The following is a 25,781-nucleotide window of genomic DNA, read 5'->3' as shown; positions in this document are numbered from 1 at the left end:
AGCGCGTCGCTCCGGCCGGGAGCGCGCTTTGCTCGGTCGTGCCGAACAGGTGTGTCGAACAGGTGTGTCGACGCGGCTTATCGCGCGTCGCGCGTCGCCGGCGCGCCGACGTCGCCGGCGCGCGCGGTCGGCGTCTCCCGCGGGGTCTCGCCGGCGGCGGCGGTCTCGCCGGGGGCGGCGCTGCGGTCGTCGAGCTCGCGGCCCGGCTCGGGCGGCTGCCAGCGGCCGGACGGCATTCCCTGGATCATCGCGGCGCGGCGCTCGTCGTCCCATGCGCTGTCGGGATCGTGGCGCACGGTCCGGTGGCGGTCCGTCGACAGCGTCCCCGAGATCCCGGCCATCACGATGCTCCTCAGCGAGCCGCCGGCCTCGCCTGCGCTCGGCGCCGGGTCGAGCGCCGCGCGCACGAACTCGAGGTCGACGCCACCGCGCAGCGCGATCCCGCGCGCCAGGGGATAGGCGATCTCCGCGCCCGCGAGCGCCGTGGTCGTGGACAGCGATCCTTCCCTGGAGGGCGCCGGCGCGCCGGGCGCGAGGTGGAGCGGCGGATTCGCGGCGACGGGGGCGCTGCCGGTCGAGAAGCGGGCGACGCCGGTCACGAGGAGATCGCGGGTCGCGCCGCCCCGCGCGGGCCGAAAGCTCGCTTCGATGGACGCCTCGTGCTCGTGCCCGAATCCGATCCTCGGCCCGAGCGACGTATAGGCGTACGCGTACCCCGCAGTCAGCCGGTAGCGCTCCTGCACGTAGGTGAGACCGACCCGCGCCGTCGGCGCGATCACCGCGTCGCGCGACGACAGCACGGGCGGCGGGCTCGCGATGGTCACGCCGCCCGAGGCGCGCGCCGAGGCGTTGCGCGTGAGCTCGTGAGACGCGGACAGGAGCGCCGCGCCGGCGTGGACGCGGGCCTCGCCGCGCGTGAGCTCGGTGTCGAGCAGCGCGTGATGATACTGGGTGATCTCGTACCGGAGCTCGGGGGTCAGCGTGTCCAGCGCGCCGACGTCGATCGACGTGCTCACCTGCGCCCGCCCCGTGTGCGCGTCGATCCCGACCGCGGCCGGGTCGTCGGCCGAGAGCGCGCCCGCCTGCTCGTACCCGAGCTCGAGGCGCGCCGCGGAGCGCCGCGACGTCGTGATCGACAGGGCCGGTCCCCCGGAGAGCGTGTATTGCAGGCGATTGCCGTACAGGAACGGATCGCGCGCGGCGAGCGCGTCGGCGGCGCGAACGCCGAGGCGGGTCGCCAGGTAGCCGGCCGCCGCCATCGAGAGGTCCGCGCGCGGCGAGAGCGTCCAGCCCGCTCCCCCGCCGAGGCGCGCCGAGACGCTGTCGGACGGCGCGGATCGCGCCGCGTCGAGCGAGACCTGAAAGACCCGCTCGTAGCTCCCGTCGACGCTGAAACCGTAGCGCGAGCTCTCGCCGCGCAGCGAGCCATCGACCGAGCCCCCGAGGCCGGCCATCAGCGCGCCGGAGCCCACGTCCCCGACGTTCGATGCCACGCTCTGCTCCACCGCCGCCTGTGCCGTCACGTCGGACTCCCACATCGGCAAGACGAACGAGAACACGCGCCCCCTTGCTGTCGAGCGGCACGCCGCGCGGCGGGAGCGACCCGAATCGGCCACCCTCCCCTCCCCGGCAGCGCCCCCGGCGCCCGGAGCGTCCCACGTTGGATGATGTTTGCAACATTACAAATCTGACCCCGGCATGCCGCCGGCGGGGCGCGGCGGCGCTCTGAGCGCTCCTCGAGGCTGGCAGCGCGCGCTCTCGCGGCGTGGACGTGCGCAGGCAGGGCGGGACGTACCTCGAGTCCGCCCCTGCCCCGCTGGGCGGAAGGACAAATTGTAACATGAATTACATCATGAAATCTGGCGTGGGGGCGGGCATGGAGGAGGAAGGCTGGTCGAGGCCGCTGCGCGTTCTCTGGGTGACGCGCATCTTTCCGAACCGGGTCGAGCCGCTGTCGTGCGCGTTCCAGCGGCAGCAGCTCGCGGCGCTGTCGCGGCGCTGCGAGGTGGAGGTGCTGGCCGCGATCCCGTACCACCCGGGCGTATCGCTCCTTGGCGGGCGCACGCGTCCGGGCCGCCTGACGGCGGTGCCCGAGCGCGACGAGATCGACGGCGTTCCGGTGGTGCACCCGCGCGCGCCGTACCTGCCGGGGGCGGGCCGCGTGCTGGCGCCGGTGAACGCGCCGCTCTACCTGGCGGGGCTCCTGCCGTACGTCCCGCGGCTGCGCGGGCGGTTCGACGTCGTGCTGGGGGCGTGGCTGTACCCCGACGCGTGCGCGGCGGCGCTGCTCGCCCGGATGCTCGGCCTCCCCTATGCGGTGAAGGCCCATGGCACGGACGTGAACGTCGTCGCCCGCTGGCGCTCGGTGCGCCCGCTCGTCGGCGGCGCGCTCCGGTCCGCCGCGTACGCGATCGGCGTGAGCCGTCCGATGGTGGAGGCGCTCGCGGCGCTCGGCGCCCCGCGGGATCGCGCGGTCCTCGTCCGCAACGGGGTCGACCGCGCGCTCTTCCGCCCGGCGGACCGGCGCGCCGCCCGGATCGAGCTCGGGCTCCCGGAGCGCGGTCGCGTCGTGACGTTCGTCGGGAACGTCCTCCGGGAGAAGGGCATTCACGAGCTGCTGCGCGCGTTCGAGGCGATCGACCGTGACGGCGGCGACGGCGGCGAGCCGATCCACCTCGTGGTCGTCGGCGACGGCCCGGAGCGGGCGGCGGTCGAGCAGGCGGCGCTGCGGCGCGATCGCGAGGGCGGGTCGGCCGAGCTGCGGGGCGGGCGCGGCCGGATCATCGCGGTGGGGGCGCGGCCGCTCGCCCAGGTGGCCCGCCACCTCGCGGCGACGGATCTGCTGGCGCTCCCGAGCTGGGCGGAGGGCACCCCGAACGTGGTGCTCGAGGCGCTCGCCGCGGCGCGGCCCGTGGTGGCGACGCGCGTGGGGGGCATTCCGGACGTGGTGACGCCGGGGCGCACCGGGCTGCTCGTCCCGCCGCGCGACGCCGGAGCGCTCGGCCGCGCGCTGCGCGACGCGCTCGCGCGGACCTGGGACGACGGCGCGTTCGCCGAGGCGGCGCCCCCGTCCTGGGAGGAGAGCGCGGAGGCGCTGCGCCGGCTGCTCGCGCGGGCGGCGTTCGGAGAAGGCGGGCGCGCCGCCGCCTGAAGCGCGAGACGTCGCGCGGCGCCGGGCTCGGGCGGCCGGCGCCGTCCTCGGGACACGAAGGCGGGAGGGGCAATCGCCGTGTCGACCGGGCGCGTTCCGGCGATGGAGAGAGATAGAACCACAGAGAGGCACAGAGGGCACAGAAGAGGGGAGAAGAAAGAAGAAGCTTTATGTCGCTTTTATCTCTCTTCTCTTCCCTCTGTGCCTCTGTGGCTCAATCTCTTCATGAAACCAAGGGCGGACCTGGGCGGCACCCCTCCCCTCGCCGCTCACCCCCACGAGATCGACCAGGTGCACCGCGGCGCCCCGCGGTGCCTGCAGGTCGTGTGCTCGACCGCGATGCGCCGGCTGCCCGCGAGCGCCAGGCCCGCCTCGATCCAGCCGGAGATGCCCTGACTGCACAGGTAGAGCGGCAGGCCGCCGCCCGAGAGCGTGACCGTCCCCGCGACCTCGCTGACGACGCGCACGCTGAAGTCGCCGTACTTGAAGTAAGTCCTGTACACGAGGCCGAAGCGCTTGAAGAGCATCGACGGCGAGCTCCCCAGCGCCATCGTTTTGTAGATCGTCGTCAGATCGTTCCGGGCGATGTCCGCGCCGAAATGGCGCATCTTCTCCATCCTGCTGGCGAAGACGCCGTGCAGGAGCGCGCAGTCGATCTCGATGAGCGGCGCCATGTCGTTCCAGGTCGACGGGATCGGCGGATCGCTGAGATAGCGGGCCGCCTGCGGCGACAGCTGGCGGCCGAGATCCGCCACGAACCGCTCGCCATAGCTCTGCCGCAGCGCCTGGGCGCGCGAGCCGATCAGGGTGCCTTTCACGAGATTGCCCTCGCCGACGATCCGTGGATCGCCGAGGAACGGGGCGAAGTCTGGCGCGAGCATACTTCGGAGCGCTCCCATCTTCTCGTAGTATAGCGGCAGATCCGCTCCCATGTGCGACGGATTCGCGTCACCTCCTCCTTTCTGAAAGCGCTGCGCCCGGAGACGGGCAGCGCGGCGGCCTCGCTGGTCGTCATGCGCGTCGTCCCGCGCTCGAGCACCAGCTTTCGACAGCGGCGCGGGTCGAGCGCGGTGCCGGTCGCGCGGGTCGCGCCGGTCGCGCCGGTCGCGTGGGCCGCGATGTTTCGGCAACGTTTCCTGAATGTTTCGCGTGTACGAGCTCCGCCGCCTTGCGCCGGGCGGCCGTTCGGCAGGAACGCTCGGCGCTTTCGGGGTGACGCGGGGCGCGCACGCTTGTACCCGGCATGACGCGTGCTGCTCGGCGTCGATCGACGCTGGCCGGCGCGGCTGTTCGCGCCGAGCAACACCGAGGAGCGCATGCGACCGATTCACCACATCCTCACCGCCGCGGTGCTCTCTCTGGGCCTCGTCGGCGCGGCGGCGCGCGCCGATGCGGCGCCGGCCGCTGGTCACCCGCGACTCTGGCTCACGAAAGACCACCTCCCCAGGCTGCGCGGGTGGGCGGCCGACAGCCGCAACCGCATGTACAAGGAGGCCCTGCTGCCCGCGCTCCAGGGCGCCCTCGCCGCGTACGACGGCCGCTTCTACCCGAATGGCCGGCCGAACCCGGCGTGGCCGGACGGCGGCACCAACGCCTACGTGCAGTATCCGACCGAGGCGTATGCGGAGTTCTTCGCCTTCCTGTCGCTCATCGATCCGGACGTCGCGGCCCGCCCGGTCCACGCCGTCAGGGCGCGCAACCTGCTGATGCACGCCATCGAGGAGGCGAGCAAGGGGAGCGCCGACGACAAGCCCTTCCGCGACCCGGGGTTCGCGACCGGCGACCGCTCGCGCTGGTGGGGTGAAGGGTTCCCGCTGACGGTGGACTGGATCTACGGCGCGATCGACGCGAGCGGCCGCCCCGTGCTCTCCGCCGGGGACAAGGCCAAAATACGGCAGGTTTTTCTCAGGTGGGCCGACGACAACCTTCACGCCGCCACGGCGGGCAACGAGCACCCCCACCCGGTCGGCGTCATGAACGATCCGGCGCTGCTCCGCGATCCGCTCCAGCTCCGGTGGGCGGCGAACAACTTCTATCTCGGCCACCTGCGCCAGGTCACGCTGATGTCGCTCGCGATGGACGAGGCGGACGACCGCCCGCTCGATCCGAACACCCCGCCGGAGGCGCTCGGCAACACGCTGCGGAGCTACCGCGCGGACGCGACCGGCGCCTGGCTCTACCAGGCCTTCGCCGTCTTCGAGGCCCCCGAGATCGCCGCCAAGCACCTCGGCGTCTCGCCCGACGGCCTCGGCGTGGCCAGCGGCGGCCTGCCCGTGGAGGGCTTCCTCTACGGCGGCGGGCTGGCGAGCCTCCACCAGGCGCTCCTCGCGCTCCACACGGCCGGCTACGGCGCCCGCGCCGTGTCAGGCCCGCAGATCGGCCTCTTGCGCAGCGGGTACTGGGACCGGTTCTCGGACGGGTTCCTGCACTCGATCGCGCCGGGCCCGGTCACGTACCCGTCGATGCCCGACCTCGGGCCGGTCTACGAGGCGGCGAACTACGGCGACACCTTGCGGGTCCGCGTCGAGCCGCGCTTCGCCGAGGTGTTCGGGTCGCTGGGCGTCTACGACCTCCTCACCGGCAACACGGCGCGCTTGCAGAGGTCGCGCTGGATCGTGGCCAACGCGTTCGAGGGCGGCGCGCCCGCGCTCTACGCGCGCACGTCCAAGGTCTGGGGCTCGCCGGTCCCGAGCCGGGCCATCCTGAGCTTCTTGCTCTTCGACCCGGCAGCGCCGCTCCCGCCGGATCCTCGCCCGGCGATGCCCACCGTCTTCTTCGAGCGGGCGCCGGGCCGCGGCGCCGTCCTCGCGCGCTCGGACTGGACGACGAGCGCGACGTGGTTCACGTGGCGGTGCGGCTGGGTCACCATCAACCACCAGCTCGGCGACTGCAATCAGATCGAGCTCTACCGGAAGGGAGAGTGGTTGACCAAGGAGCACACGAGTTACTCCAGCAACCTCATCGGGTCCACGGCCGACTATCACAACACCCTCTCCCTGCAGAACGACCAGCCGTCGCGGCTGCGCTGGTTCGAGAAGGAGCTCGCCGCGCGAGGCGGCCAGTGGCGCGAGGGGCGCGCCGCCGGCGACCCGATCGCGCGCATGAGCCGGGGCGCAGGCTACGTGTTCGCCGAGGGCATCGCGACGGACCTCTACAACACCCGCCCGAACGCCTGGGTCCCGTCGGACGCCGCCCTCGACATCGTCCACGCGAGCCGGTCGGTCGTCTGGCTGGAGCCCGATCACGTGGTGGTCTACGACCGCGCGGCCTCGCGCACCGCCGGCCGGTTCAAGAGGTTCAACCTGATGACGACCGCGGCGCCGCAGATCTCGGGCCGGACGGCCACCGCCGTGACCCCGAGGGGGCAGGCGCTGTTCGTCCAGAGCCTCCTGCCCCGCAGCGCCCGCATGACGGCCGTGCCGGTCGAGGACGTCGACGACGCGGCGGAGATGGAGCCGACGACCCACCGCCTCGTCGTGGAGGACCCCGCCGGCCCCGCGGACGTCCGCTTCCTCCACGTGCTGCAAGGCGCGGACGCGGGCGCGACGATGGACGCGGCCGTGCGGATCGAGGGCGCCCAGGGCTCCGGCGTCGAGGGCGCCCTGGTGGCGGGCCGGGCCGTCCTCTTCCGCTCGGACCTGCAAGCGAGCCCGGGGCCGGTGTCCTATCGGGTGCCCGCCGCGACGCGCAGGCACGTGATCACCGGCCTTTTGCCGAGGGCCGGCTACGACGTGGCCGTCGTGCCGCAAGGGGCGGAGCTCGTGATCCGCGTCACGCCGGGCAGGGCCCACACGACCGACGACGCGGGCGTGCTGGCGTTCGGCGCGCCGTAGCGCGCGGGCCGCGGCGCGCGCTACGGCGCGGCGCTGCCCTCAGGCCTTCGGGGCGAAGACCCGGTCGAGCTCCTCTTTTCCGAACACCGGCGCCCACGACAGGAGCTCGTACTGCGCCAGCCCCCTCTGCGTGTAGGGATCGCCGTCCCGGATCTGATCCAGCGTGGCCCCGGCCGCGTCGTCCGGCACCCGGAGCAGGAGCGCTCCGCCGTAGCGCGGATCGAGCGGCCCTGACGCGAGCACCAGCCCTTGATCGATGAGCTTCTTGAGATAAGCGCGGTGGTCGTCGACGACCTTCAGCACCTCGTCGAGCGGGCGCCGGTAACGGATGATCGCAATCGCGTACATGATGTCTCGATTCCTCGGGCCGCAATCTACCAGAGCACGGCGCCCGGCCGAGCCTGTTCTGGACAGGCCGCCGTCCGGCGGAGATCGCGCGCCCGCGCGGGGCGCCTCCGAAGGGGGCGCGCGCCAGCGGGCCGCCGCGACGGAACGCGAGAAAAACCATTGCATCGCCGGAATGTGCTGCCCTCGCGATCTCCAGGCTTGACTTGGCGGCCCGCCATGTTGCAGCGCGGCGGCGGCGAGGGTGAGCGAGGGCGAGCGAGGGCGAGATGGACGTCGCGTCGTCGCACGCCCCCCTTTCCCTTCGCGCTTCCGTCTGGCAGTGTGCGCGCCCTCCGCTGGAGACATCTGTATGGCGCGACCCCCGAAAGCAGCACCTGCTCCCGTTCTCCCGTCCTCGCCTGCCGCCGCGCTCGCGGCGTACGGCCGCGTTGAGCCGAAGCTCCTCGAGCTCGGCCCCGACGACCTCGTGACCGTCTACGTCGAGGTCCCCAGGGCCGTGAGCTCCGTGCTCTCCGCCCTGCCCCACCTGCGCGAGCTCCGCGACGAGATCGTCCGCGATCTCCCGAACCACCCGATCGAGATGCTGGACGAGCTCGAGGACTACGCCCTCGCGGCGTGGTACGCCGACCTGCTCTACAGCACGCCCGCGAGCGAGCTCGACGCGAAGAAGCTCGCCGACGACGCCGGCACGCTGCGCGAGGGGCTCCTCGTCGCCGCCGAGGCGCTCGCCTACAGGAACCTGCTCGACAAGCAGCGCGTCGCCGACATCCGCAAGGGCAAGGGCCACACGGATCTCGCGAGCGATCTCATCGCCCTCGCCGAGCTGTTCCGCGGCTCCTGGGACAAGGTCCGCGCGAAGACGGCGGTCGAGGACGAGGAGCTCGAGCGCGCCGCGGATCTCGGCGTGCGCCTCCTCGCCGCGCTCGCCGCGAAGCCCGGCAAGGGCTCGTCCGCGGCGCCGAAGATCACCGACGCGAGCGATCGCCGCGCCCGCGCGATCTCGCTGGTCGCCAAGGCCTACGAGGAGTGCCGCCGCGCCGTCGCCTACCTGCGCTGGCACGAGGGCGGCGACGGCGACCTGGCCCCGTCGCTCCTGCAGAAGCCGCGCGGCCGCCCGCGGAACGCCGAGAAGGCCGCCGCGGCCGCGAGCGGCGCGGCCGCCGAGGCGCCGGCGAAGGCGCCGGCCGACGAGGCGGCCGCCGCGGACGGCGGCGAGCTGCCCGCCCCCGAGCCGGCGAACGACGCATCGCCCGTCGCCAGCGCCTGATCCTCGGCGCCTCGCGCGAACCCACGAGACGAGGCGCGGACGCCGCGGAGGCCCTCGAGCCTCCGTCCCGCGCCGCGCCCTCTCCGGTCTGGCGCTCTCTCCTCGACCTCGCCTCGACCTCGGCCTGCCGGCCTCGATCGTCGGGCTACCGGTTGAGGCTCGACTCCTCGATGAGCTCGACCTTGTAGCCGTCCGGATCCTCGACGAACGCGATCACCGTCTTGCCGTGCTTCATCGGGCCCGGCTCGCGCGTGATCTTCCCGCCCGCCGCGCGGATGCGGTCGCACGCCGCGTAGATGTCGTCCACCCCCAGCGCGACGTGCCCGTACGCCGTGCCGAGCTCGTACTTCTCCACGCCCCAGTTGTGGGTGAGCTCGATCTCCGCGTGCTCCGGGTTCCTCCCGTACCCGAGGAAGCACAGCGTGAACTTGCCCTCCGGGTAGTCCTTCCGCGACAGGAGCTGCATCCCGAGCACGTCCCTGTAGAAGCCGATCGAGCGCTCGAGATCGCCGACCCGCAGCATCGTGTGCAAGATCCTCATGCCGAACTCCTGCTCCTTTTCCTCTTCCTCCGGCCGCGCCTCTGCGGCGCTCAGCCGTACCGCACCGAGATGATCTCCATCTCCGCCTCGCCCGCCGGGCGGCGCACGGTGATCACGTCGCCCGCGCGCTTGCCGAGGAGCGATCGACCGACCGGCGAGCGCCAGCTGATGCGCCCGGCCCCGCTGTCGATCTCGTCCTCGCCCACGATCTGGTAGGTGTGGCGCGCGCCGTCCTCGTCCTCGATCTCGACCGTCGCGCCGAAGAAGACCTTGTCGCCGCGCTGCTCCGACGGGTCGACCACCACGGCCTTCTCCAGCCGCTTGGTCAGGTAGTGCATCCGCCGGTCGATCTCGCGCAGCTTCTTCTTGCCGTAGATGTACTCGGCGTTCTCGGAGCGGTCGCCCTGCGCCGCCGCGTCGGCGACCTCCTGGACGATGCGCGGACGCTCCACGGAACGGAGGCGCGCGAGCTCCTCGGACAGCTTCTTCGCCCCGCCGGGCGTGATGTAAGCCGGGTCGGACATGGTTCGATCGCGACGGAGCCTACGCCGCGCCGCCCGTCGGATCCACCGCCCTGGCGCCCGCCGCCGACCCGCCCCTCGACCCCCCCGGCGGACCCCAGGATCACGTCTGATTTCCGCAAGATGGCCCCCCTGTCACGGACGCATGTTGACGCGACGCGGCGGCATGCTAGGCGAATGAAGAACTATGCCGCGGCTGCGCGGTAGACCGGGAAGGGTACCGGCTGCCAGCGCCGGATGCCGCGGCAACGAGGAGGTCTCCCATGTCGAACGCCCAAACCTTCCAGAACCGCTACAAGGCTGACCTCCGCGAGATCCGCTTCCTCCTGTTCGAGCAATTTCACCTAGACGAGCTGCTCGGCAACGCGCCGTACGACGCGTGGGGGCGCGACGAGGTCTCGATGGTCGTCGACGAGGTGTACAAGTTCGCGTGCGAGGTCTTCGGCCCGCTGAACACGGTCGGCGATCGGGTCGGCTGTCGCATCGAGGCGGGGCAGGTCAAGACCCCGCCGGGGTTCAAGGAGGCCTGGGACAAGCTGTACGAGGCCGGGTGGAAGTCGGTCTCCGTCTCGCCCGCCTACGACGGCCAGGGCGGCCCCTTCACGCTCTACACGGTGGTCGAGGAGTTCCTCTGCGGCGCCAACGCGGCGCTCAACATGTACCCCGGGCTGACGTACGGGGCGGCGGAGCTGATCGAGCACTTCGGCACGCCGCGGCAGCGCGACATCTACCTGAAGCGGATGTTCGGCGGGCAGTGGAGCGGGACGATGTGCCTGACCGAGCCCCAGGCCGGCTCGGACGTCGGCTCGTCGCGGACGACCGCGGTGAAGCAGACGGACGGCAAGTACCTGATCCGCGGCACGAAGATCTTCATCTCCGGCGGCGACCAGGACCTCACCGAGAACGTCGTGCACCTCGTGCTCGCCCGCGTCGAGGGCGCTCCGCCCGGGACGAAGGGCCTCAGCCTGTTCGTCGTGCCGAAGTTCCGGGTGAACGACGACGGCTCGCTCGGCGAGCCGAACGACGTCCTCGTCGGCAACATCGAGCACAAGATGGGCATCAACGGCTCGTCGACGTGCGTGCTCAACTTCGGCGAGAACGACGGCTGCCTCGGGGAGCTCGTCGGCACCGTCGAGCACCAGGGCATGCCGCAGATGTTCCGGATGATGAACGGCGCGCGCATCTCGGTCGGCCTGCAGGGCGTGTCGGTCGCGTCGTCGGCGTACCTGAACGCGCTCGAATACGCGAAGGACCGCAAGCAGGGCTCGTCGATCCTCCAGTGGAAGGACGCGACCGCGCCGCGCGTGCCCATCGTCGACCACCCGGACGTGCGGCGGATGCTGCTCGACATGAAGAGCCGCGTCGAGGGCATCCGCGCGCTCATCATCAAGCTCGCGCGCCACCAGGACGCGGTCGCCGTCTACCAGGGCAAGGACGACCGCGCGGCGGCGTACAACCAGGGCCAGGTCGATCTGCTCGTGCCGCTCGTGAAGGCCTACTCGTCCGATCAGGCGTTCCGCGTCTGCGAGACGGCGATCCAGACGTTCGGCGGCGCCGGGTACACGAAGGACTACCCGGTCGAGCAGTACTGCCGCGACGCGAAGGTCTTCTCGATCTACGAGGGCACGAACCACATCCAGGCGATGGACCTCGTCGGGCGCAAGCTCGGCCAGGCCGGCGGGGCCAACCTGCAGGCGTTCCTGAACGACGTGGCCGAGTTCGTGAAGGCGCACGAGAAGCACCCCGTCCTCGCCGCGAGCGTCAAGGAGCTCCGCGAGGCGCACGAGGCCGTCGCCGGCTCCGCGATGCGGCTGCTCTCGTGGTTCCAGATGGGCAAGATGCCGATGGTGCCGCTCGCGGCGAACCGCTTCCTCGAGATGATGAGCGAGCTGGCGATCGGCTGGCTCCTGCTCGACGGCGCGGTCATCGCGCTCAGGGCGCTGGAGACCTTGCCGCAGGGTGACGCCGGCGCGAAGGACCGCGCCTTCTACGAGGGCAAGAAGCACGCGGCCCTCTACTTCGCGTCCAACGTGCTCCCGCACGCGAAGTTCTCCGCCGAGCTCCTCGGCCGTGAGGACTCGTCCGCCCTGGACATCCCCGTCGAGTCGTTCGCGACCGTCTGATTCTCGCCGCCCGTCCCGATCGAATCGTTCGCCGCCGTCTGACCGCCCTCCCCGCGCCGGCCCCGCCTCGAGGTGGGGCCTCGGCCGCGCGGCGCGGGCTCACTCCGGGACCGTGAGGCGCTCCGCCAGGTCCCGGATGGGCACCGGCATGGTCGGATCGCGCGACACGGCCACGATGTCGGCGCGGAGCGCCCGCGCCTCCGTGAGCCGGAGCCACGCGAGCGCGAGCCGCGTCATGCTCGGCAGGCCCCGCGCGAGCACCGCCCGGACGACGTCGACCGCGGGGAACGAGAAGGCCACCTCCTCGGGGGGCAAGCCCGCGGCCCTCGCCGCCGCCTCGATGCTCGCGTCGAAGTCGTCCCGCTTCGACTCCAGCACCTCGAAGAAGGCGCGCCCGCGCTCGGGCGCGAACGCCTGAGCCGCCCCGCCGTCCTCGGGCGCGAAGACCCAGGCCCCCGCGCCGTCGAGCCCCACCCGCGCGCCCGACTCGAGCGTGACGAGCGGCAGGAAGCGACCGCCTTCGAGCGGCTCCCCGCCGCCGGCATCGAGCAGCTCGCGCACGCGGTCCTTCAGGTTCGCGCTCATGAGCCGATGTTCGCACGGAAACCACCGCGATGGGCAAGCGCGATGGGCGACCGCGATGGCAGCTCGGCAGATACACCTCTTTCCGGCGGGGGACGTCGCGCTCCACGCCCCCGCCGCGCGCGGCGCTGAAACCCCGCGGCGACCGCGGCCGCGAGGAGAACAGGCGTGGAGAGCGCGCCGCACGGGAGGCGCCATGTCGCTTTGCTTGGAAATCGCCCCGGGGTGGCCGGAATAAGAATAGTATGGGGATTCAATTCAAAGCTGATGCATTCGTATTGCTGGGGTTCATTTCGGCTGCCGCGGCGACGGCCAGCGGCTGCAACATCGGCAATGGTGATTACATCCAGATACCCGTCGATGATGGGCCGTCGGACGACGCCTGCGTCCCGAGCAAGGCCGAGGGGAAGATCGCTTCGTCGTGCGGCCTGTGGGTCTCCCGCACCGGGCACGACGGCAACGCGGGGACCTCGGGGGCGCCGCTGAAGACGCTCTCGAAGGCGATCGAGCTTGCCTGGAGCAAGGGAAAGCGCATCTACGTCTGCGCCGAGGAGTTCGACGAGGCGGTGCTCGTGCCCTCGGGACACAGTATCTTCGGTGGGCTCGATTGCCGCGACGACTGGCGGTGGATAGGTGACAAGAAGAAGACGACGCTCACCGCGCCTGAAGGCGAGACGCCGCTCAAGTTCCACGGCGGCAGCGGCGCCTCGACGGTGGTCGTCGAGGACCTCCACGTCATCGCGCGCTCGATCTTGCCGGCCCACACCGAGCTGGCAGGCCGCTCCTCGATCGCCGCGAACACCTCGGGGATCCCGGTCGACTTCACGCGGTGCATCCTCGAGGCGGGCGACGGGGCGCCGGGCAAAGAGGGCGAGTCGTTCGCGAGCGACCCCGCCGAGGCGGGGCAGTCCGGCAACTTCGGCAACGCCGCGTGCACGTCCTCTGCGGTCCTCGGCGGGGCCCCGGTGTTCAACACCTGCGGTACGCCCGACGACCGCGAGGACGACTCGCGCAGCGGCAGCGGGGGCGTCGGTTCGGTCTCGTCGGGCTCCGATGGAGGCGACGGGGATCCGCGCGACGCGGAGAACGGCGGGAGGGGCGAGTCCAGCAGCAGGGCCTGCACGCCGGGCGACGCGGGCGCGGACGGCGCAGATGGGCGTCCCGGCGCGGGGGCGGTCGGCTTCGGCGACGTGATCCTGGACGGGTACACCGGCCCGCTCGCCGGCAACGGCACGCCGGGCAAGCCGGGCCAGGGCGGCGGGGGCGGCGGCGGCGCCAAGGGCGGCGCGGGCGCGATGATGTGCCCGTTCGAGAGCACGGCGGGAGGCGCCGCCGGCGGCTCCGGGGGCGCGGGCGGCTGCGGTGGGCTCGGCGGCAACGGCGGGGGCGCGGGCGGGGCGAGCATCGCGGTGTTCGCGGGGAGCGCGCCGGTCCACTTCAACGACGTGGTGCTGAAGACCGGCCGCGGGGGCGACGGCGGAGACGGCAGCAGGGGCCAGGAGGGCGGCGAGGGCGGTCAGGGCGGGCCAGGCGGCATCCTGGGCGAGGCCACGGGGCTGAACGCCGCCTGCAGCGGCGGCGCGGGCGGGCGAGGCGGCCGGGGCGGCCACGGCGGCGGTGGGCTCGGCGGGCACTCGATCGCCGTCGCCTACGCGGTCAGGGCGCCTTCCCTCTCGAACACGACCGTCGAGATCGGCGAGGCCGGGCTCGGCGGGCGCGGGGCCTCGGCGCGGTACAACGGGCAGGACGGCGTGGCGGCCGAGATCTACGACATCGAGCAGTCCTTCAGGCAGTAGCGCGCCGCGCCTACTCCGGCGCCGGGGGCGCGGGCCAGCTCCGGTCCTCCTGCATGCAGCGGAGCTGCGTCACGCGCCGTCCCTCGGCGGTCGTCACCGCGCTCTCCCGGACGGGCGCGTCGCGCCGCGCGCGCCGGCTCAGCTTCTCGACCACCAGGAACCCCTCCCGCTCGCCCGCGAGGCGGAGGAACTCGTCGAACAGCGCGACGTGCCCGCCGGGCGCCCCGTCCTCGGCCGTCGCGATGCGGCGCTGCGTGGCGACGCCGATCACCAGCGCGCCGCCCCGGGCGCGCACGACCATCGCAGGATCGAGCCCGCGCTGGCTCTCGTCAGGCAACGTCCAGAGCTCCGCGACCCCCGCCTCGGCGAGGCGCCGCTTCATGTAGTGGAAGGCGGACTCGAGCGTGTTGTTCCGGTACGGGACCGCCCTCGACTCCATCGGATCGACGTGGTTCCGCCAGAACGCGATCAGCGCGTGCGCCCAGCGCCTGCCGTCGGGCCGGCGGTCCTGGAACGGCCAGTCCCCGGCCATCGCCTCCGCGCAGGCGAGGAGCAGCGCCCGCTCGTCGATCCCGCGCGTCGCAAGGCAGGGCGCGCAGTGCATGTACGCCGTGCCCCGCTCGAGGAGCGCGCCGCACATCGAGCAGACGTCGTTGCCGTAGCCAGGGCCCATGTACCGGAGCCAGCCGGCGTTGAGCGCCAGGTGGGCCGCGCGGCGCTCGTCGAGCCACGCGATCTCGCGCAGCCCGTCCGCGAGGGCCCTCGATGCCGCGCGCCGCTCGTCATCTCGCTGCGTCATCCGCCGTCCTCCAGCGTGGGCCCCGTCCGCGCCGGCCCCGCAGTGTAACGCCTGGGCCTCCACCGCGCTTCGCGCGGCGACGCGAACCGTCCGCGCGCGATCCGCAGCGGCCAGCGCGGCTCTCCGGGTTGTTGACATTGACTTTCATTTACCCTTACGCTACGCGTCGACAACATGTCGCGATTTGCCTCAGTTCTCGCGCTTCCTGTGCTCTTCATCATCGGCTGCGGCGGAGAGCCTGCGCCCGCCGACCCGCTGCTCGGCCTCCAGCTGATCGGCGATGATCTCAGCGATATCCCGCTGCACGGCGCCTCCGCGGAGCAGGTGGCCCGGTTCAAGGACGGCGACGCGCTCTTCGATTTCGTGTTTCGCGAGCGCGACGGGCTCGGGCCGCTGTACATCCGCTCCTCGTGCGCGGGGTGCCACGAGGGGGCCGCGCGCGGCCCGGGCGCCGTCCAGAAGATGGTGCTCGTCGAGGCCGACGGCGTGACGCCGGCGGTGGATCAGGCGGCGCTCCCCTACGGGCACACGATGCGGCCCTACGGGGTCGCCGGGGCGACGACGCTCGCGCGGCCCGAGCTCGAGGGGACGATCAAGCTCTCGCAGCGCCTCGGCCCGCCGGTGTTCGGGCGCGGGTACATGGAGGCGGTCGACGACGCCGAGATCGAGCGGATCGCGGCCGAGCAGGCCGCGCGCGGCGACGCCATCCGCGGGCGCATCAACCGGGTGGTGTTCCACTCGAAGAAGAACGCGGACGAGTCGTTCCACACCTTCGGCGAGGGCGACGAGAACCTCATCGGCCGCTTCGGGTTCAAGGCGCGGGTGGCGACGCTCGATGACTTCACGGCCGACGCCTACCAGGGCGACATGGGCATCACCTCGCCGCTCCGCCCGGACGAGCTGCCGAACCCGGACGGGCTCACGGACGACGCCAAGCCGGGCGAGGACGTGGCGCTCGACACGGTGAACGCCGTCGCCGACTACATGCGCTTGCTGGAGATCCCGAGGCGCGCGCCCGCCGACGAGCGCGGTCAGGCGCTGTTCGCCGAGGTCGACTGCGCCGCTTGCCACGTCCCCTCGCTGCGGACGCGCGCCGACTACCCGATCGCGCAGCTGGCGGACATCGACGCGCCCGTCTACACCGATTTCCTGCTGCACGACCTCGGCCCCGATCTCGCCGACGGGTTGGCCGACGAGTCGGCGAGCTCCGTCTCCTGGCGGACGGCGCCGCTCATCGGCATGCGCCACAGCACCTCGTACCTCCACGACGGCCGCGCCAGGACCCTCGAGCAGGCCATCCTGCTCCACGACGGCCCGGGGTCGGAGGCGGCCGATTCGGTCGCCGCCTTCCGCGCGCTCTCCCGCGAAGATCGCGAGGCCCTCATCGGCTTCGTGCGCTCGCTCTGATCGACGTTCGCCGGCGCGCGCTCGCGCCAACCGACATCCCGCGCTCGCTCCGGGCGAGCCGCGAGAAGGAGCTCGAAAGATCCATGCATATCCCCGCCTGCCTGCGGTCCGGTCTGGCCATCGCCGCCGCCGCCCTCTCGCTCCCCGCGTGCGGGAGCGACAACGAGACGCTGTACACCGACGCGGATTACGAGCGACGGGCAGTGCTCGAGGTGAAGGCCTTCATCCAGGACAACCTCGACGAGTTCGCCGCCGCCACGGCCGCGCTCCAGGCGGCCGCGCCCGAGCCGGACGAGGACGGGTGGAGCGCGTCGAGCGACAAGGCGGCCGTCGACGCGATGAAGGCCGCGTGGAAGAAGGCGCGGCAGTCCTACGAGCGCGTCGAGGGGGCCATCGCGGTCGTCTTTCCGGACCTCGACTACTCGACGGACGCCCGCTACGACGCGTTCATCGAGGTCGCGGCCGACGACGATCCCTTCGACGACGAGGGGGTGACCGGCGTGCACGCCGTCGAGCGCATCCTCTGGGCGGACGAGATCCCGGAGCCCGTCCTCGCCTTCGAGTCGGCGCTCACGAACTACAGCCCCGCGGCCTTCCCGGCCACCGAGGCCGAGGCGGCCGCGTTCAAGGGCGAGCTCTGCGAGCGGCTCAAGGCCGACGCGGCGAAGATGAAGGCCGATTTCGAGGGCCTCGCGCTCGACGCGCCGTCCGCGTACCGCGGGGTGATCAGCTCGATCCTGGAGCAGGTCGAGAAGACGAGCAAGGCGGCGACCGGAGAGGAGGAGTCGCGCTACGCGCAGTACACCCTCGCCGACATGCGCGCGAACGTCGCGGCCGGCGAGCAGACCTACGCCGCCTTCCAGCCGTGGCTGCTCACGAAGGGGGCCGAGGGCGCGGAGGTCGACGAGGCGGTGCTCGCCGGCTTCGACCGGCTGTCGAGCGCGTACGACGCGATCGAGGGCGACGCGCTGCCGCCGCTGCCGGAGGGGTGGAGCGAGGAGGCGCCGACCGAGGAGCAGCTCGCGACCCCGTTCGGGAAGCTGTTCTCGCTCGTCGAGCGCGAGAGCGACGACGCGACGCCCGGCACGCTCGCGTACGACATGACCAGATCCGCAGACCTCCTCGGCATCCCCTCCCTGCCTTAGGCGCACATCCGTCGGGGGGGAGAGCGGGCGGTAGGGCGCGGGGGCGTCAGGCGGCGGGGGTCCAGCGGATGAGGACGCACGTCACGTTGTCGGGGCCGCCGTGCTGGTTGGCGCGGTCGATGAGAGAGCGGGCGGTCGCGGCGAGATCGGCGCCCTGCGCGAGCAGCTCGGCGATCTCCGGCTCGGGGACCGGGCCGGAGAGGCCGTCCGAGCAGATGAGCAGGAGATCGCCGGCCTCGGGTCGCTCGATGCGCGTGGCGACGTCGACCGTCTTCCCCATCCCGAGCGCGCGCGTCACGACGTTGCGGGCGAGCAGCGGATCCACGTCGTCCGGCAGCTGCTCGCCGCTGTGCAGGTGCTCGTTCCAGAGCGAGTGATCCTCGGTGAGCCGCTCCAGCCGGTGGTCGCGGTACCGGTAGACCCGGCTGTCGCCCACGTGCGCGATGCAGGCCGAGGTCGCGTCGACGTACACGCCCGCGAACGTCGTCCCCATCCCGTAAAAGCGCGGATCGCGCTGCCCCACCTCGAAGATGCGCTCGTTGGCGCGCCAGATGGACGAGACCAGGCGCAGCTCCAAGGGGCCCGCGGCCTCGTCGTAGCCCGTGGGCTGCGTGATCTCGCCCTCGCCGTCCTTGCAGCTCGACTGCACGATGTCGACCGCCATCCGCGACGCGATCTCCCCTCCGGCGGCGCCGCCGATGCCGTCCGCGACGACGAAGAGGCCGAGATCCAGATCGACGGCGAAGCTGTCCTCGTTGTGCTCGCGCTGGCGGCCAACATGGCTGTCACCGGCGGCTTCGATGCGGAGCGGAGGGTTCACGGAGCTTCCTCGTCGGCGAGACGCGTGTCGACTCCGGGCAGCATCCAGCGGCCGGACGCCTCGCGCAAGTCAGGAAGGGGCTCAATTCGAGCGGGGAGCGCCGGGCCGCTCGAGCACGCGCGCACGCGCGCTAGGTGCGCAGCGCCGCGGTCGCGGGCGACCGCAGCGGCGGAGGGGCGCCGTGCGGCTCGCGGAGCTGCTCGGCAGGGGGCGGGACGCTGGCCGTGCGGGCCTCGAAGCGGCCGTTCTTCCAGGTCACGAGCCCGCCCGAGAGGCGCGCGGAGCTGCCCGCGCCGGGCTCGGACCGCAGCCAGACCAGGGGACGCGCGGCGAAGACCGGCTTGGTGCAGGCGATGTCCTCGAAGGCGGCGGACCAGGAGCCGGTGTTGCCGAAGAACAGCCCGCCCTCCCAGCTGCCCTCGGGCGTGTGCGTGTGGCCGAAGACGACCGCCCGGGCCCGGTGGGCGCGGGCGACCTGGCGCGCGGCGCGGCTGACCCGCTGCCAGGTCGCCTCGAGCGGGAGCTTCGGCACGAGGCGCTCGTAAACGACGAGCCCCGCCGGCGCGACGAGCGCCGCCGGCGCGAGCCAGATCGGCGCGAGCAGGAGCCACACGAGGGCCACGGCGACCGCGAGCAGCGCCAAGGCGGCCCGGTCGAGCCAGAGCTCGCGCGCGACGAGCCCCAGCCGGTCCTCGGCCGGCGGCGCGAACAGGCGGGCGTGGCGGGCGACGGCGCGGAGCGGAGCGCCCGTCTCCTGCGCGGCGGCGGCGAGGCACTCGCGCAGGCGGGCGCGCCGCTCGGGCTCGCGCCGGCGCACGAGCTCGACGACCGTGCGGAGCGCGCCGAGCGCCCACGCCCCCGCGAGCGAGCGGCGCGAGAACAGGTAATAGCGCGCCCAGTGCGCGAGGTAGCCGAACGCGGACAGCATGAACGAGGAGTCCACGTGCGGGTTGAAGTACCCCATCCGCGAGACGAGCAACCGGCACACGAGCGAGCCCATGGTCGGCTGGATCTCGCCCGGCTTCCGGCCGAACGGGACCATGGGGTAGCGGTAGCTGCAATAGGCGTCGTACTGGTTGCCGTGCTCCACGATGATGCCGTCCGGCGTCTTGTGGAACCAGGCGCGGAACACGACGCGCGCGCCCAGCGCCGCGCGCGCCCGCTCGGCCTCGGGCGCGCCCGCGGGCGAGCTGGATCCGGCGCGCGACGCGCCGCCCAGCGCGGCGAGCGCCGCCTCGACCACGCGGGACCGGACCAGGTCGCGCACCTCGGGCAACGTGAGCTGGACGTCGTGGTTGCCGGAGATGAACACGACGGTGTGCCCATCCGCGACGACGCGGCCCAGCGCCTCGATGAACACCGGGTGGTCCGCGAGGATCGCCTTCATCGCCGGGACCGCGTGCTCGGCGCTGCGCGGCAGGTCGTGGAAGACGCTCTTCCGATCGATCACGCGCGGCGCGTCGAGGTCGAACACGTCGCCGTTGAGCACCAGCGTGAGCTCATGCCGGCCGGCGCCGCGCGCCGTGCCATGCTTCATCTCGTCCCGAAGCGCGTCCAGCATCGCCGCGACCTCGCTGTCGGGGGAGTAAGGAGCCTGACGGTAGCGCATCCACAGACCGTCACCCGGCTCGAGCTCGCAAAGATGGATATCTGAGATTGCCACCGTATGGAGCATCCCTCAAGGTGACACACGCGCCTGACCACGGCTGTCAGGGAACGGTCACGACCGGGGGTCGGGCGGTGGCCGTGGGCACGGCGGCACGGCGGCGCGGCGATTGCCCTGGCTGCAAGGCTCGGCGCGGCTGTCGGTGGTTGTGGTGTCTCGGGCGTTGTGGCGTGGCGAGGTCGCAATCACGACGACCTCGCCCGCTCGCTACTGCTGTCCTTTGCGCTTGATGATCACGAACTGGACGCGGCGGTTCTTCTGGCGCCCTGTCTTGACGCGGTTGTCCCCGAGCGGCTGCTCGAAGCCGTAGCCCCTGGCGACGAGCTTCTCTCGCGGCACCCCGGCGGCCACGAGCCACGAGAGGACCGCATCCGCGCGCTGCTGGGACAGGCGCAGGTTGTACTCCTCGGTCCCGCTGTCGTCCGTGTGGCCTTGCACCTCGACGAGCTCGATGTCCGGGTTCTGCTGGATGGCGTCGCGCACCTCGTACAGGATCTCGTCGGAGACGGGATCGACCGTCTGGGCGCGGGTCTTGCCGTACACGACGAACTGCACCGGCTTCGACGTGGTGATCTCGTCGGCGTTCACGCGGACGAATCTCGGGCAGCCGTTCTGCCGTGGATCGGGGTCGGAGAGCCCCCGCTCGTTCGGGCAGGCGTCCGCGGCGCCGCGGACGCCGTCGCCGTCCGGATCGTCCGGGCAGCCGTTCTGCTTCGGGTTCCGGCTCGCCGGCCCCTTGATCTTCGGGCAGGCGTCCGCGGCGTCGACGATGCCGTCGCCATCCGCGTCGCTCGGGCAGCCGACCTGCTTCGGGTCGTCGCTCGGGCCGCCGCGCACGCTGGGGCAAGCGTCGATGCCGTCGTGGAAGCCGTCGTCGTCCGAGTCGCCCGGGCAGCCGTTCTGCGTGGCGTCGGCGCTGCGAGCGCCCGGGGTGGACGGGCAGGCGTCGTCGATGTCGAGCACCGCGTCGCCGTCGCGGTCCGCCGGAGGGCAGCCGTCCTTCGCGGGATCGGGCGACGGGTCGCCCTTGACGTCGGGGCAGGCGTCGATGTGGTCGTCGATGCCGTCGTCGTCCTTGTCGCCAGCCGCGACGACGGTCGGCGCGCGCTCCGGGGCCGGCTTCGGGAGGGGCGCCCAGCCGAGCATGCCGACGGCGCGGACGGTCGGCGTGCCGACGGCGTTCAGGAGGCCGGGGCCGACCGCGGCGCCGAACGTCAAGCCGCCGAGGACCCGCAGCTTGGCGCCGAAGAGCAGCTCGGCGTTGACGCCGGCGTCCGCGGGCGTGGCCGGCACGCTCGACAGCACGAGCTCCTCGCCGAGCGGCGCTGCGCCGTACAGCTCGGCGCCGAGCTGGAGGAGATCGCCGCCCATGAGGAGCCCCGCGGCGCCGCCGAACGTGACCAGCGGAGGGCGATTCTCCCCTCCGCCGAGCTCGACCCCGCCGCTCGCATTCCAGAGGAACCCGAGCGTCGAGCCGGCGCGCCCGCCGATGCTCGCGTGGAAGGCGCCGCGGACCTCCGCGTCGCCGGTGTACTGCGCCGGTGAGCCCGTGGGCGTGAACAGGTAGCCGCCGAGCCCGAGCTGGACCGGGCCCGCGTCCTCGCCGAGCAGACGGAGCCGCGCGCCGAGGCGGAGGTCGGCGAGCTCCGGCGCCGTCAGCTCGGTGAACTGCACGCCGGGGATGCTCGGATCGTCGCCCCCTTGCGCGATGGCGAGCGGCGCATCGATCGAGAGCAGCAGGCGCTCCCACAGGGCGAGCGAGGCGTCGAGGCGCAGGTACGCCTGCGAGGAGACGATGGCGACATCGGCCTCGCCGCTCGTGCGGATCGGCAGGTGGGAGTAATCGAGCACCGCGTGGGCGCGCGCCGCGAAGTGGCCGGGAGCGGCGGGAGACGGCACGCCGAAGAAGGCGTCCCCGGCGGGCGCTGGCTCGAACCGGTTGAGGGAGAAGCCGCCGGTGGACTGACCTCGCGAGGCGCTGGCGAGCGTCATGAGGACGGCCGCGGACGCTGCCGCTGCGACGGAGGGAGACCTCATCGGCTGGCCACGATAGCGGGGGGGGGAGGCGGGGGGCAACATGCCGTCGCGCTTGCCGGCAACGGCGAAAGGCGCGGAGGGCGGCGTCAGGCGCGGAGCGCGCGAAGGCGGCGGCGGCGGAGGGCGGCGCCGCCGAGGGCGACGAGGAGCAGCGCCCAGCGGCCTCGATCATCGGCCGAAGCGCCGGGCGCGCGGCAGGAGCAGCTCGGGGCGTCGGCGATCGGGATCTCGTCGACGTGAATGCAGGCGCCTGCGAGGTTGCAGACGTACGGCGCGACGCAGTCGTCGAGCGTCTCGCAGGAGGTCCTGCAGGCGCTGCCGCCGCAGCGGTAGGGCGTGCAGTCGATGTCGGCGGCGGCGGGGACCCGCACGGTGTGATCGCCGTCGCAGAGCGGGGCGTCCAGCGGGACGCACGCGCCCGCTGCGCAGATGAAGTCAGCGATGCAGTCGGCGTCGGAGGCGCAGCTGTCCTTGCATGACGTGCTGCTGGCGCAGCGGTAGCCGCCGCTCTCTCCGCCGCAGCGCCCTTGCGTCGGGGTGTAGCTGCCAGCGCCGTCGCACAGAAAACGCGTCAAGATGGCGGGGCCGACGGCGCAATCGCCGCCAGGGCATTCGCACTCCGGATCCTTGAAGGCCCTGTCGCGCTGCGGGAACGAGCAGGTGGCGTCGGCCTTGCCCGTGCAGACGCCGGCGCAGTCGCCGTCGCCGGGGCACGCCGGATGCCCCGGCAAGGGCCGCTCGGGCGCGTCAGGGGAGCCCAGCGGGGAGCATCTGCCGTTGCTGTTCGGGAGATTGCATGCCTGGCATGCCCCCTCGCACGGGAGGTCGCAGCAAACACCGTCGACGCAGTGTCCCGGCTCGGTGATGCCGGACAGGCCGAGGCACTGCGCGTCCTCAATGCAAGAGGCGCCGAGAGGGTACCTTAGCCGGCACAACCCCGATCCCGGCGGCCTGCCGGCGCCGTCCCCCGTACCGCCAACGCCCGCATCGCCGCCGGCCCCCGCTGCGCCGCCCCCGCCGCCGGCTCCCGCTGCGCCGCTCACGCCGCCGGCCCCCGCCGCGCCGCTCACGCCGCCGGCCCCCGCCGCGCCGCTCACGCCGCCGGCCCCCGCTGCGCCGCCGGCGCCACCCGTGCCCCCTGCCCCGCCCCCCGCGCCGCCGGTCCCCGTGCCGCCAGCGCCTGCATCGGCGCCGCCACCGGTCACCGCTGCGCCGCCGGCGCCCCCTGCTAGAGCGCCCCCAGCGCCGCCCGCGCCCTCGGTGTCGCTGTAGTCGCACCACCCGGAGGAATCGCACGGCAGCTCCGGGGTGCAGTAATCCCTGCAGCGATCACCGGTGCATGTGCCCGGTGTGCAATCTCTGGTCAACTCGTTCGGGGCGGCCTGCCCCAGGCCGTTGCATTCATTGTGTACCTCGATGCCGTGGCCGTCGACATTGGTCTTGCAGTGGACGGGCAACGGTTTGCCCGCCACCGCAGGGCCGCAGGTCCCGCTCGCGGAGCGATCTTGCTTGCCGACCTGCGTACACGAATCGCACTCTGCGTCGCAGGCTCGATCGCAGCAGACGCCTTCAGCGCAGAACCCGGAGAGGCACTCCTCCGGGAGGGCGCATGAATCGCCCAGGGACTTCAGCAGGATCTCTGCCGTGGCGCCCTCTGTCCCGCTGCCGCCGCCGAGCACGAGCACGCCCCTCCCCGCGGCGATGGAGTCGCCGCCGTTGACCAGGACCGCGGCGTGCCGCGCGCGGCCCACCCCCATGGGCGTGGCCAGCGGCGAGAAGGCCCTGTGCTGACGAACGTAGAGCTCGGCGCTGCTGGTCACCGCCGCGGTCGCGCTCGCGCCGCCCGCGATCAGCACGTCACCGGAGGGCAGCAGCGTCGCGCTGTGATGCACGCGCGCGCCGCTCATCGAGGGGAGCGACCGCTGCTCGGCGGCGCCGCTCGTGAACAGCTCGGCGGTGCTCAGGTAAGCGTTGCCGCTCGTCGCGTTGACGCCGCCGGCGATCAGCACGACGGACGGCGTGACCACGGGATCCGCCCCCGGGTTGAGCAGGGTCGCCGTGTGGAAGGCGCGATCGCTCCGCATGTTGAACGGCACCGCGGCCGTGCTCCCGAGCCCGCCGGGAGCAGGCGTGTAGATCTCCATGAACTGCGCGGCCAGCGACGAGCTCACGAGGCCGCCCGTGATCAGCACCGTGCCGTTGTTGAGCAGGACGGACGCGTGACCCCGGCGCGGGCGCTGCATGGTGCCGGGCGCGCCGAGCGAGCCCGTGGAGGGGTCGTAGAGCACGAACGAGTTCAGCGGCGTGGCGCCGAGGGTCGGCGCGCCGCCGGCGATGAGCACGCGGCCGTCGTCGAGCCGCGTCGCCGTGTGATCGAACCGGGCCGTGGACAGGGAGGGGCCGCTCGTGAAGGTGCCCTCCGCGGGCAGGTAGAGCTCGGTCGAGGTCTCCGCGAGGCTGGCTGTCGTGATGTTGAAGCGAGGCGAGCCGCTCCCGACCACGAGCACGCGGCCGTCGTCGAGCCGCGTCGCCGTGTGACCGCCTCGCCGCGCGGTCATGTCGCCGGTCCGCGCGAACACGCGGCGCAGCGGCTCGTAGAGCTCGGCGGACCGGAGCGGCGCATTCGCGTCGTCGAAGCCGCCCGCGACGAGCACCTCGCTCCCGGGATCGCTCGGATCGAGGAGCGTGGCCGTGGGCCGCGCGCGCGCCTCGCTCATCGCGCCCGTCTGCTGCCAGTACGGGTCCACCACCGCGGGGTAGCGCACGCCCGTGCCACCCCATGAGACCTTCACCGCGCACGCGGGCGCGCCCGGCGGGGTGACGGGCCGCCGCCACGGCGCGCGCGGGCTCTCGTCGACGGCGCAGCCCTCGACCGACAGGCTCGCCTCGACGCGCGCGCCGCCCGCGTCGAGCACGTAGGGCGGCGCGATCCGCAGGCGCGGCGCGCCCTCGGCGTCGAGGAACTCGAGCGTCCTCGCGACGAGGCGAAGCCCCGCGGCCCCCGTGACGTCGACGCGGTAGCGGAGCTCCTCCACCGCCGGAGCGCGCTCGTAATAGGCGAGATCCTCGACGCCGTGGCCGTCCACGCGGTGGAGGAGATCCCCGCCCGAAGGCGCGGCGCCCGCGCGGATCGCGATGCCGTCGGCCAGGGCGGCGGGCGCGTCGGAGGCGCCCTCGAGAGAGAAGGCGAGCCGCAGGCCCGAGACCTCGTCGGTGATGCGCGTCGGCGCGGTCGCGCGGGCCGCGAGCTCGACCGCCGCGGTGCGCTCGCCCGCGCGCGGGGCCGGGAGCACCGGGCGGAGGGCTCCGCCGGGCGTGACATCGAAGCGGCGCGCCGGCGCGGGCCGCCCGACGAACGCCGCGTCGAACCCCGGGACACGGGCGCCGATCGCCTTGACCCGGGCCGCTGCTGACGCGGCGTGCTCGGGCGCCGCGAGGATCGGATCCGCGGGCGGATCGACGGGGGCGGGAGGCTCGCTCGAGCACGCGACGAGGGCGAAGACCGCTGGCATGGCGGTGAAAGGCCGCATCGATCGCCGCAGCGGGGCGGCTCGTCGGAGCTTGGGTCTGGGCACGTGCCGGGTCCTTGTGTCAGGGGTCGATCCGTGCGCAAACGCGGAGACCGCTGGATGCGCGGGGCCACGATACCAGAGAACGTCGTTGCGCCTGCAACCTGGGCGAAAACGTCGGGTCCCCGAGCGCCGCGCATTTGGGTGGGACATGGGCCTACATGAGTTTTGGCGCA

General features: G+C 72.9%; 18 protein-coding genes. 7 read left to right on the top strand and 11 right to left on the bottom strand.

Annotated elements, in window-relative coordinates; translation table 11 throughout:
* Positions 1–77 precede the first annotated feature (77 nt).
* Positions 78–1,559 (bottom strand): hypothetical protein, encoded by a 1,482-nt coding sequence (locus NQZ70_RS22375; RefSeq protein ID WP_129576007.1) that lies wholly within the window; start codon positions 1,557–1,559, stop codon positions 78–80.
* A 293-nt stretch (positions 1,560–1,852) separates the two neighbouring features.
* Between NQZ70_RS22375 and NQZ70_RS22370 the strand changes: the two genes are divergently transcribed.
* Positions 1,853–3,151 carry a glycosyltransferase family 4 protein gene (locus NQZ70_RS22370; RefSeq protein WP_237245521.1) on the top strand — a complete coding sequence of 433 codons (1,299 nt, stop codon included), beginning with the start codon at positions 1,853–1,855 and terminating at the stop codon, positions 3,149–3,151.
* 269 nt (positions 3,152–3,420) lie between these two features.
* Here the strand turns inward: NQZ70_RS22370 and NQZ70_RS22365 are convergent, their stop codons facing one another.
* Positions 3,421–4,083 carry a hypothetical protein gene (locus tag NQZ70_RS22365; protein ID WP_207217924.1) on the bottom strand — a complete coding sequence of 221 codons (663 nt, stop codon included), beginning with the start codon at positions 4,081–4,083 and terminating at the stop codon, positions 3,421–3,423.
* Positions 4,084–4,467: 384 nt separating this feature from the next.
* On the opposite strand from NQZ70_RS22365, the gene NQZ70_RS22360 reads away from it, so the two are divergent.
* Positions 4,468–6,984: a hypothetical protein gene (locus NQZ70_RS22360; RefSeq protein ID WP_237245520.1), complete on the top strand. Its 2,517-nt coding sequence runs from the start codon at positions 4,468–4,470 to the stop codon at positions 6,982–6,984.
* 39 nt (positions 6,985–7,023) lie between these two features.
* Here NQZ70_RS22360 and NQZ70_RS22355 read toward each other — a convergent pair whose 3' ends face one another.
* Positions 7,024–7,332, bottom strand: a complete 309-nt coding sequence (locus NQZ70_RS22355; protein WP_129576003.1) for a YciI family protein — start codon at positions 7,330–7,332, stop codon at positions 7,024–7,026.
* A 349-nt stretch (positions 7,333–7,681) separates the two neighbouring features.
* Here NQZ70_RS22355 and NQZ70_RS22350 point away from each other — a divergent pair, with 349 nt between their 5' ends.
* Positions 7,682–8,599, top strand: a complete 918-nt coding sequence (locus NQZ70_RS22350) for a hypothetical protein (protein WP_129576002.1) — start codon at positions 7,682–7,684, stop codon at positions 8,597–8,599.
* 145 nt (positions 8,600–8,744) lie between these two features.
* Here NQZ70_RS22350 and gloA read toward each other — a convergent pair whose 3' ends face one another.
* Together gloA and greB are read right to left on the bottom strand one after the other, a co-directional pair.
* A complete protein-coding gene (gene gloA, locus NQZ70_RS22345; protein ID WP_020736265.1) occupies positions 8,745–9,140 on the bottom strand; it encodes a lactoylglutathione lyase in 396 nt (131 codons plus the stop codon).
* A 50-nt stretch (positions 9,141–9,190) separates the two neighbouring features.
* Entirely contained in the window at positions 9,191–9,664 is a 474-nt protein-coding gene (greB, locus tag NQZ70_RS22340; RefSeq protein ID WP_020736264.1) for a transcription elongation factor GreB, read from the bottom strand.
* Positions 9,665–9,924: 260 nt separating this feature from the next.
* Between greB and NQZ70_RS22335 the strand changes: the two genes are divergently transcribed.
* A complete protein-coding gene (locus NQZ70_RS22335) occupies positions 9,925–11,784 on the top strand; it encodes an acyl-CoA dehydrogenase (protein ID WP_129576001.1) in 1,860 nt (619 codons plus the stop codon).
* A 99-nt stretch (positions 11,785–11,883) separates the two neighbouring features.
* Here NQZ70_RS22335 and NQZ70_RS22330 read toward each other — a convergent pair whose 3' ends face one another.
* Positions 11,884–12,369: a hypothetical protein gene (locus NQZ70_RS22330; protein ID WP_129576000.1), complete on the bottom strand. Its 486-nt coding sequence runs from the start codon at positions 12,367–12,369 to the stop codon at positions 11,884–11,886.
* Between the two features lie 242 nt (positions 12,370–12,611).
* On the opposite strand from NQZ70_RS22330, the gene NQZ70_RS22325 reads away from it, so the two are divergent.
* Positions 12,612–14,162 (top strand): PGRS family protein, encoded by a 1,551-nt coding sequence (locus NQZ70_RS22325; RefSeq protein ID WP_237245519.1) that lies wholly within the window; start codon positions 12,612–12,614, stop codon positions 14,160–14,162.
* A 10-nt stretch (positions 14,163–14,172) separates the two neighbouring features.
* On the opposite strand, the gene NQZ70_RS22320 is transcribed toward NQZ70_RS22325, so the two are convergent.
* Positions 14,173–14,961: a hypothetical protein gene (locus NQZ70_RS22320; protein ID WP_129575998.1), complete on the bottom strand. Its 789-nt coding sequence runs from the start codon at positions 14,959–14,961 to the stop codon at positions 14,173–14,175.
* 174 nt (positions 14,962–15,135) lie between these two features.
* Between NQZ70_RS22320 and NQZ70_RS22315 the strand changes: the two genes are divergently transcribed.
* Both NQZ70_RS22315 and NQZ70_RS22310 read left to right on the top strand, forming a co-directional pair.
* Positions 15,136–16,368, top strand: a complete 1,233-nt coding sequence (locus tag NQZ70_RS22315; protein WP_129575997.1) for a di-heme oxidoredictase family protein — start codon at positions 15,136–15,138, stop codon at positions 16,366–16,368.
* 83 nt (positions 16,369–16,451) lie between these two features.
* Complete coding sequence (locus tag NQZ70_RS22310) at positions 16,452–17,513, top strand: EfeM/EfeO family lipoprotein (RefSeq protein ID WP_129575996.1); 1,062 nt, start codon at positions 16,452–16,454, stop codon at positions 17,511–17,513.
* Between the two features lie 46 nt (positions 17,514–17,559).
* Here the strand turns inward: NQZ70_RS22310 and NQZ70_RS22305 are convergent, their stop codons facing one another.
* From NQZ70_RS22305 to NQZ70_RS22290, 4 genes are all read right to left on the bottom strand, one after another.
* Positions 17,560–18,333, bottom strand: coding sequence for a PP2C family serine/threonine-protein phosphatase (locus NQZ70_RS22305; protein ID WP_129575995.1), 774 nt, complete (start codon positions 18,331–18,333; stop codon positions 17,560–17,562).
* A 130-nt stretch (positions 18,334–18,463) separates the two neighbouring features.
* The gene (locus tag NQZ70_RS22300; RefSeq protein ID WP_129581512.1) at positions 18,464–19,942 is read right to left on the bottom strand and encodes a hypothetical protein; all 1,479 of its coding nucleotides are present in this window, start codon (positions 19,940–19,942) and stop codon (positions 18,464–18,466) included.
* A 264-nt stretch (positions 19,943–20,206) separates the two neighbouring features.
* A complete protein-coding gene (locus tag NQZ70_RS22295) occupies positions 20,207–22,036 on the bottom strand; it encodes an OmpA family protein (RefSeq protein ID WP_237245518.1) in 1,830 nt (609 codons plus the stop codon).
* An 86-nt stretch (positions 22,037–22,122) separates the two neighbouring features.
* Positions 22,123–25,548, bottom strand: coding sequence for a kelch repeat-containing protein (locus NQZ70_RS22290; protein WP_272828988.1), 3,426 nt, complete (start codon positions 25,546–25,548; stop codon positions 22,123–22,125).
* Positions 25,549–25,781 lie beyond the last annotated feature (233 nt).

It is taken from the genome of Sorangium sp. So ce836, from assembly GCF_028553905.1.
Taxonomy (GTDB): domain Bacteria; phylum Myxococcota_A; class Polyangia; order Polyangiales; family Polyangiaceae; genus Sorangium; species Sorangium cellulosum_D.
This window is presented reverse-complemented; position numbering and strand designations above follow the sequence as displayed.

Excerpts from the sequence above, each read along its gene's own strand:
- NQZ70_RS22325 (WP_237245519.1), top strand. The coding sequence starts at position 12,612 with ATGGGGATTCAATTCAAAGCTGATGCATTCGTATTGCTGGGGTTCATT.
- NQZ70_RS22355 (WP_129576003.1), bottom strand. The coding sequence starts at position 7,332 with ATGTACGCGATTGCGATCATCCGTTACCGGCGCCCGCTCGACGAGGTG.
- greB (WP_020736264.1), bottom strand. The coding sequence starts at position 9,664 with ATGTCCGACCCGGCTTACATCACGCCCGGCGGGGCGAAGAAGCTGTCC.
- NQZ70_RS22330 (WP_129576000.1), bottom strand. The coding sequence starts at position 12,369 with ATGAGCGCGAACCTGAAGGACCGCGTGCGCGAGCTGCTCGATGCCGGC.
- NQZ70_RS22315 (WP_129575997.1), top strand. The coding sequence starts at position 15,136 with ATGTCGCGATTTGCCTCAGTTCTCGCGCTTCCTGTGCTCTTCATCATC.
- NQZ70_RS22310 (WP_129575996.1), top strand. The coding sequence starts at position 16,452 with ATGCATATCCCCGCCTGCCTGCGGTCCGGTCTGGCCATCGCCGCCGCC.
- NQZ70_RS22335 (WP_129576001.1), top strand. The coding sequence starts at position 9,925 with ATGTCGAACGCCCAAACCTTCCAGAACCGCTACAAGGCTGACCTCCGC.
- NQZ70_RS22295 (WP_237245518.1), bottom strand. The coding sequence starts at position 22,036 with ATGAGGTCTCCCTCCGTCGCAGCGGCAGCGTCCGCGGCCGTCCTCATG.
- NQZ70_RS22370 (WP_237245521.1), top strand. The coding sequence starts at position 1,853 with ATGAAATCTGGCGTGGGGGCGGGCATGGAGGAGGAAGGCTGGTCGAGG.
- NQZ70_RS22350 (WP_129576002.1), top strand. The coding sequence starts at position 7,682 with ATGGCGCGACCCCCGAAAGCAGCACCTGCTCCCGTTCTCCCGTCCTCG.
- NQZ70_RS22320 (WP_129575998.1), bottom strand. The coding sequence starts at position 14,961 with ATGACGCAGCGAGATGACGAGCGGCGCGCGGCATCGAGGGCCCTCGCG.
- gloA (WP_020736265.1), bottom strand. The coding sequence starts at position 9,140 with ATGAGGATCTTGCACACGATGCTGCGGGTCGGCGATCTCGAGCGCTCG.
- NQZ70_RS22360 (WP_237245520.1), top strand. The coding sequence starts at position 4,468 with ATGCGACCGATTCACCACATCCTCACCGCCGCGGTGCTCTCTCTGGGC.
- NQZ70_RS22290 (WP_272828988.1), bottom strand. The coding sequence starts at position 25,548 with ATGCCAGCGGTCTTCGCCCTCGTCGCGTGCTCGAGCGAGCCTCCCGCC.
- NQZ70_RS22365 (WP_207217924.1), bottom strand. The coding sequence starts at position 4,083 with ATGGGAGCGGATCTGCCGCTATACTACGAGAAGATGGGAGCGCTCCGA.
- NQZ70_RS22300 (WP_129581512.1), bottom strand. The coding sequence starts at position 19,942 with ATGCGCTACCGTCAGGCTCCTTACTCCCCCGACAGCGAGGTCGCGGCG.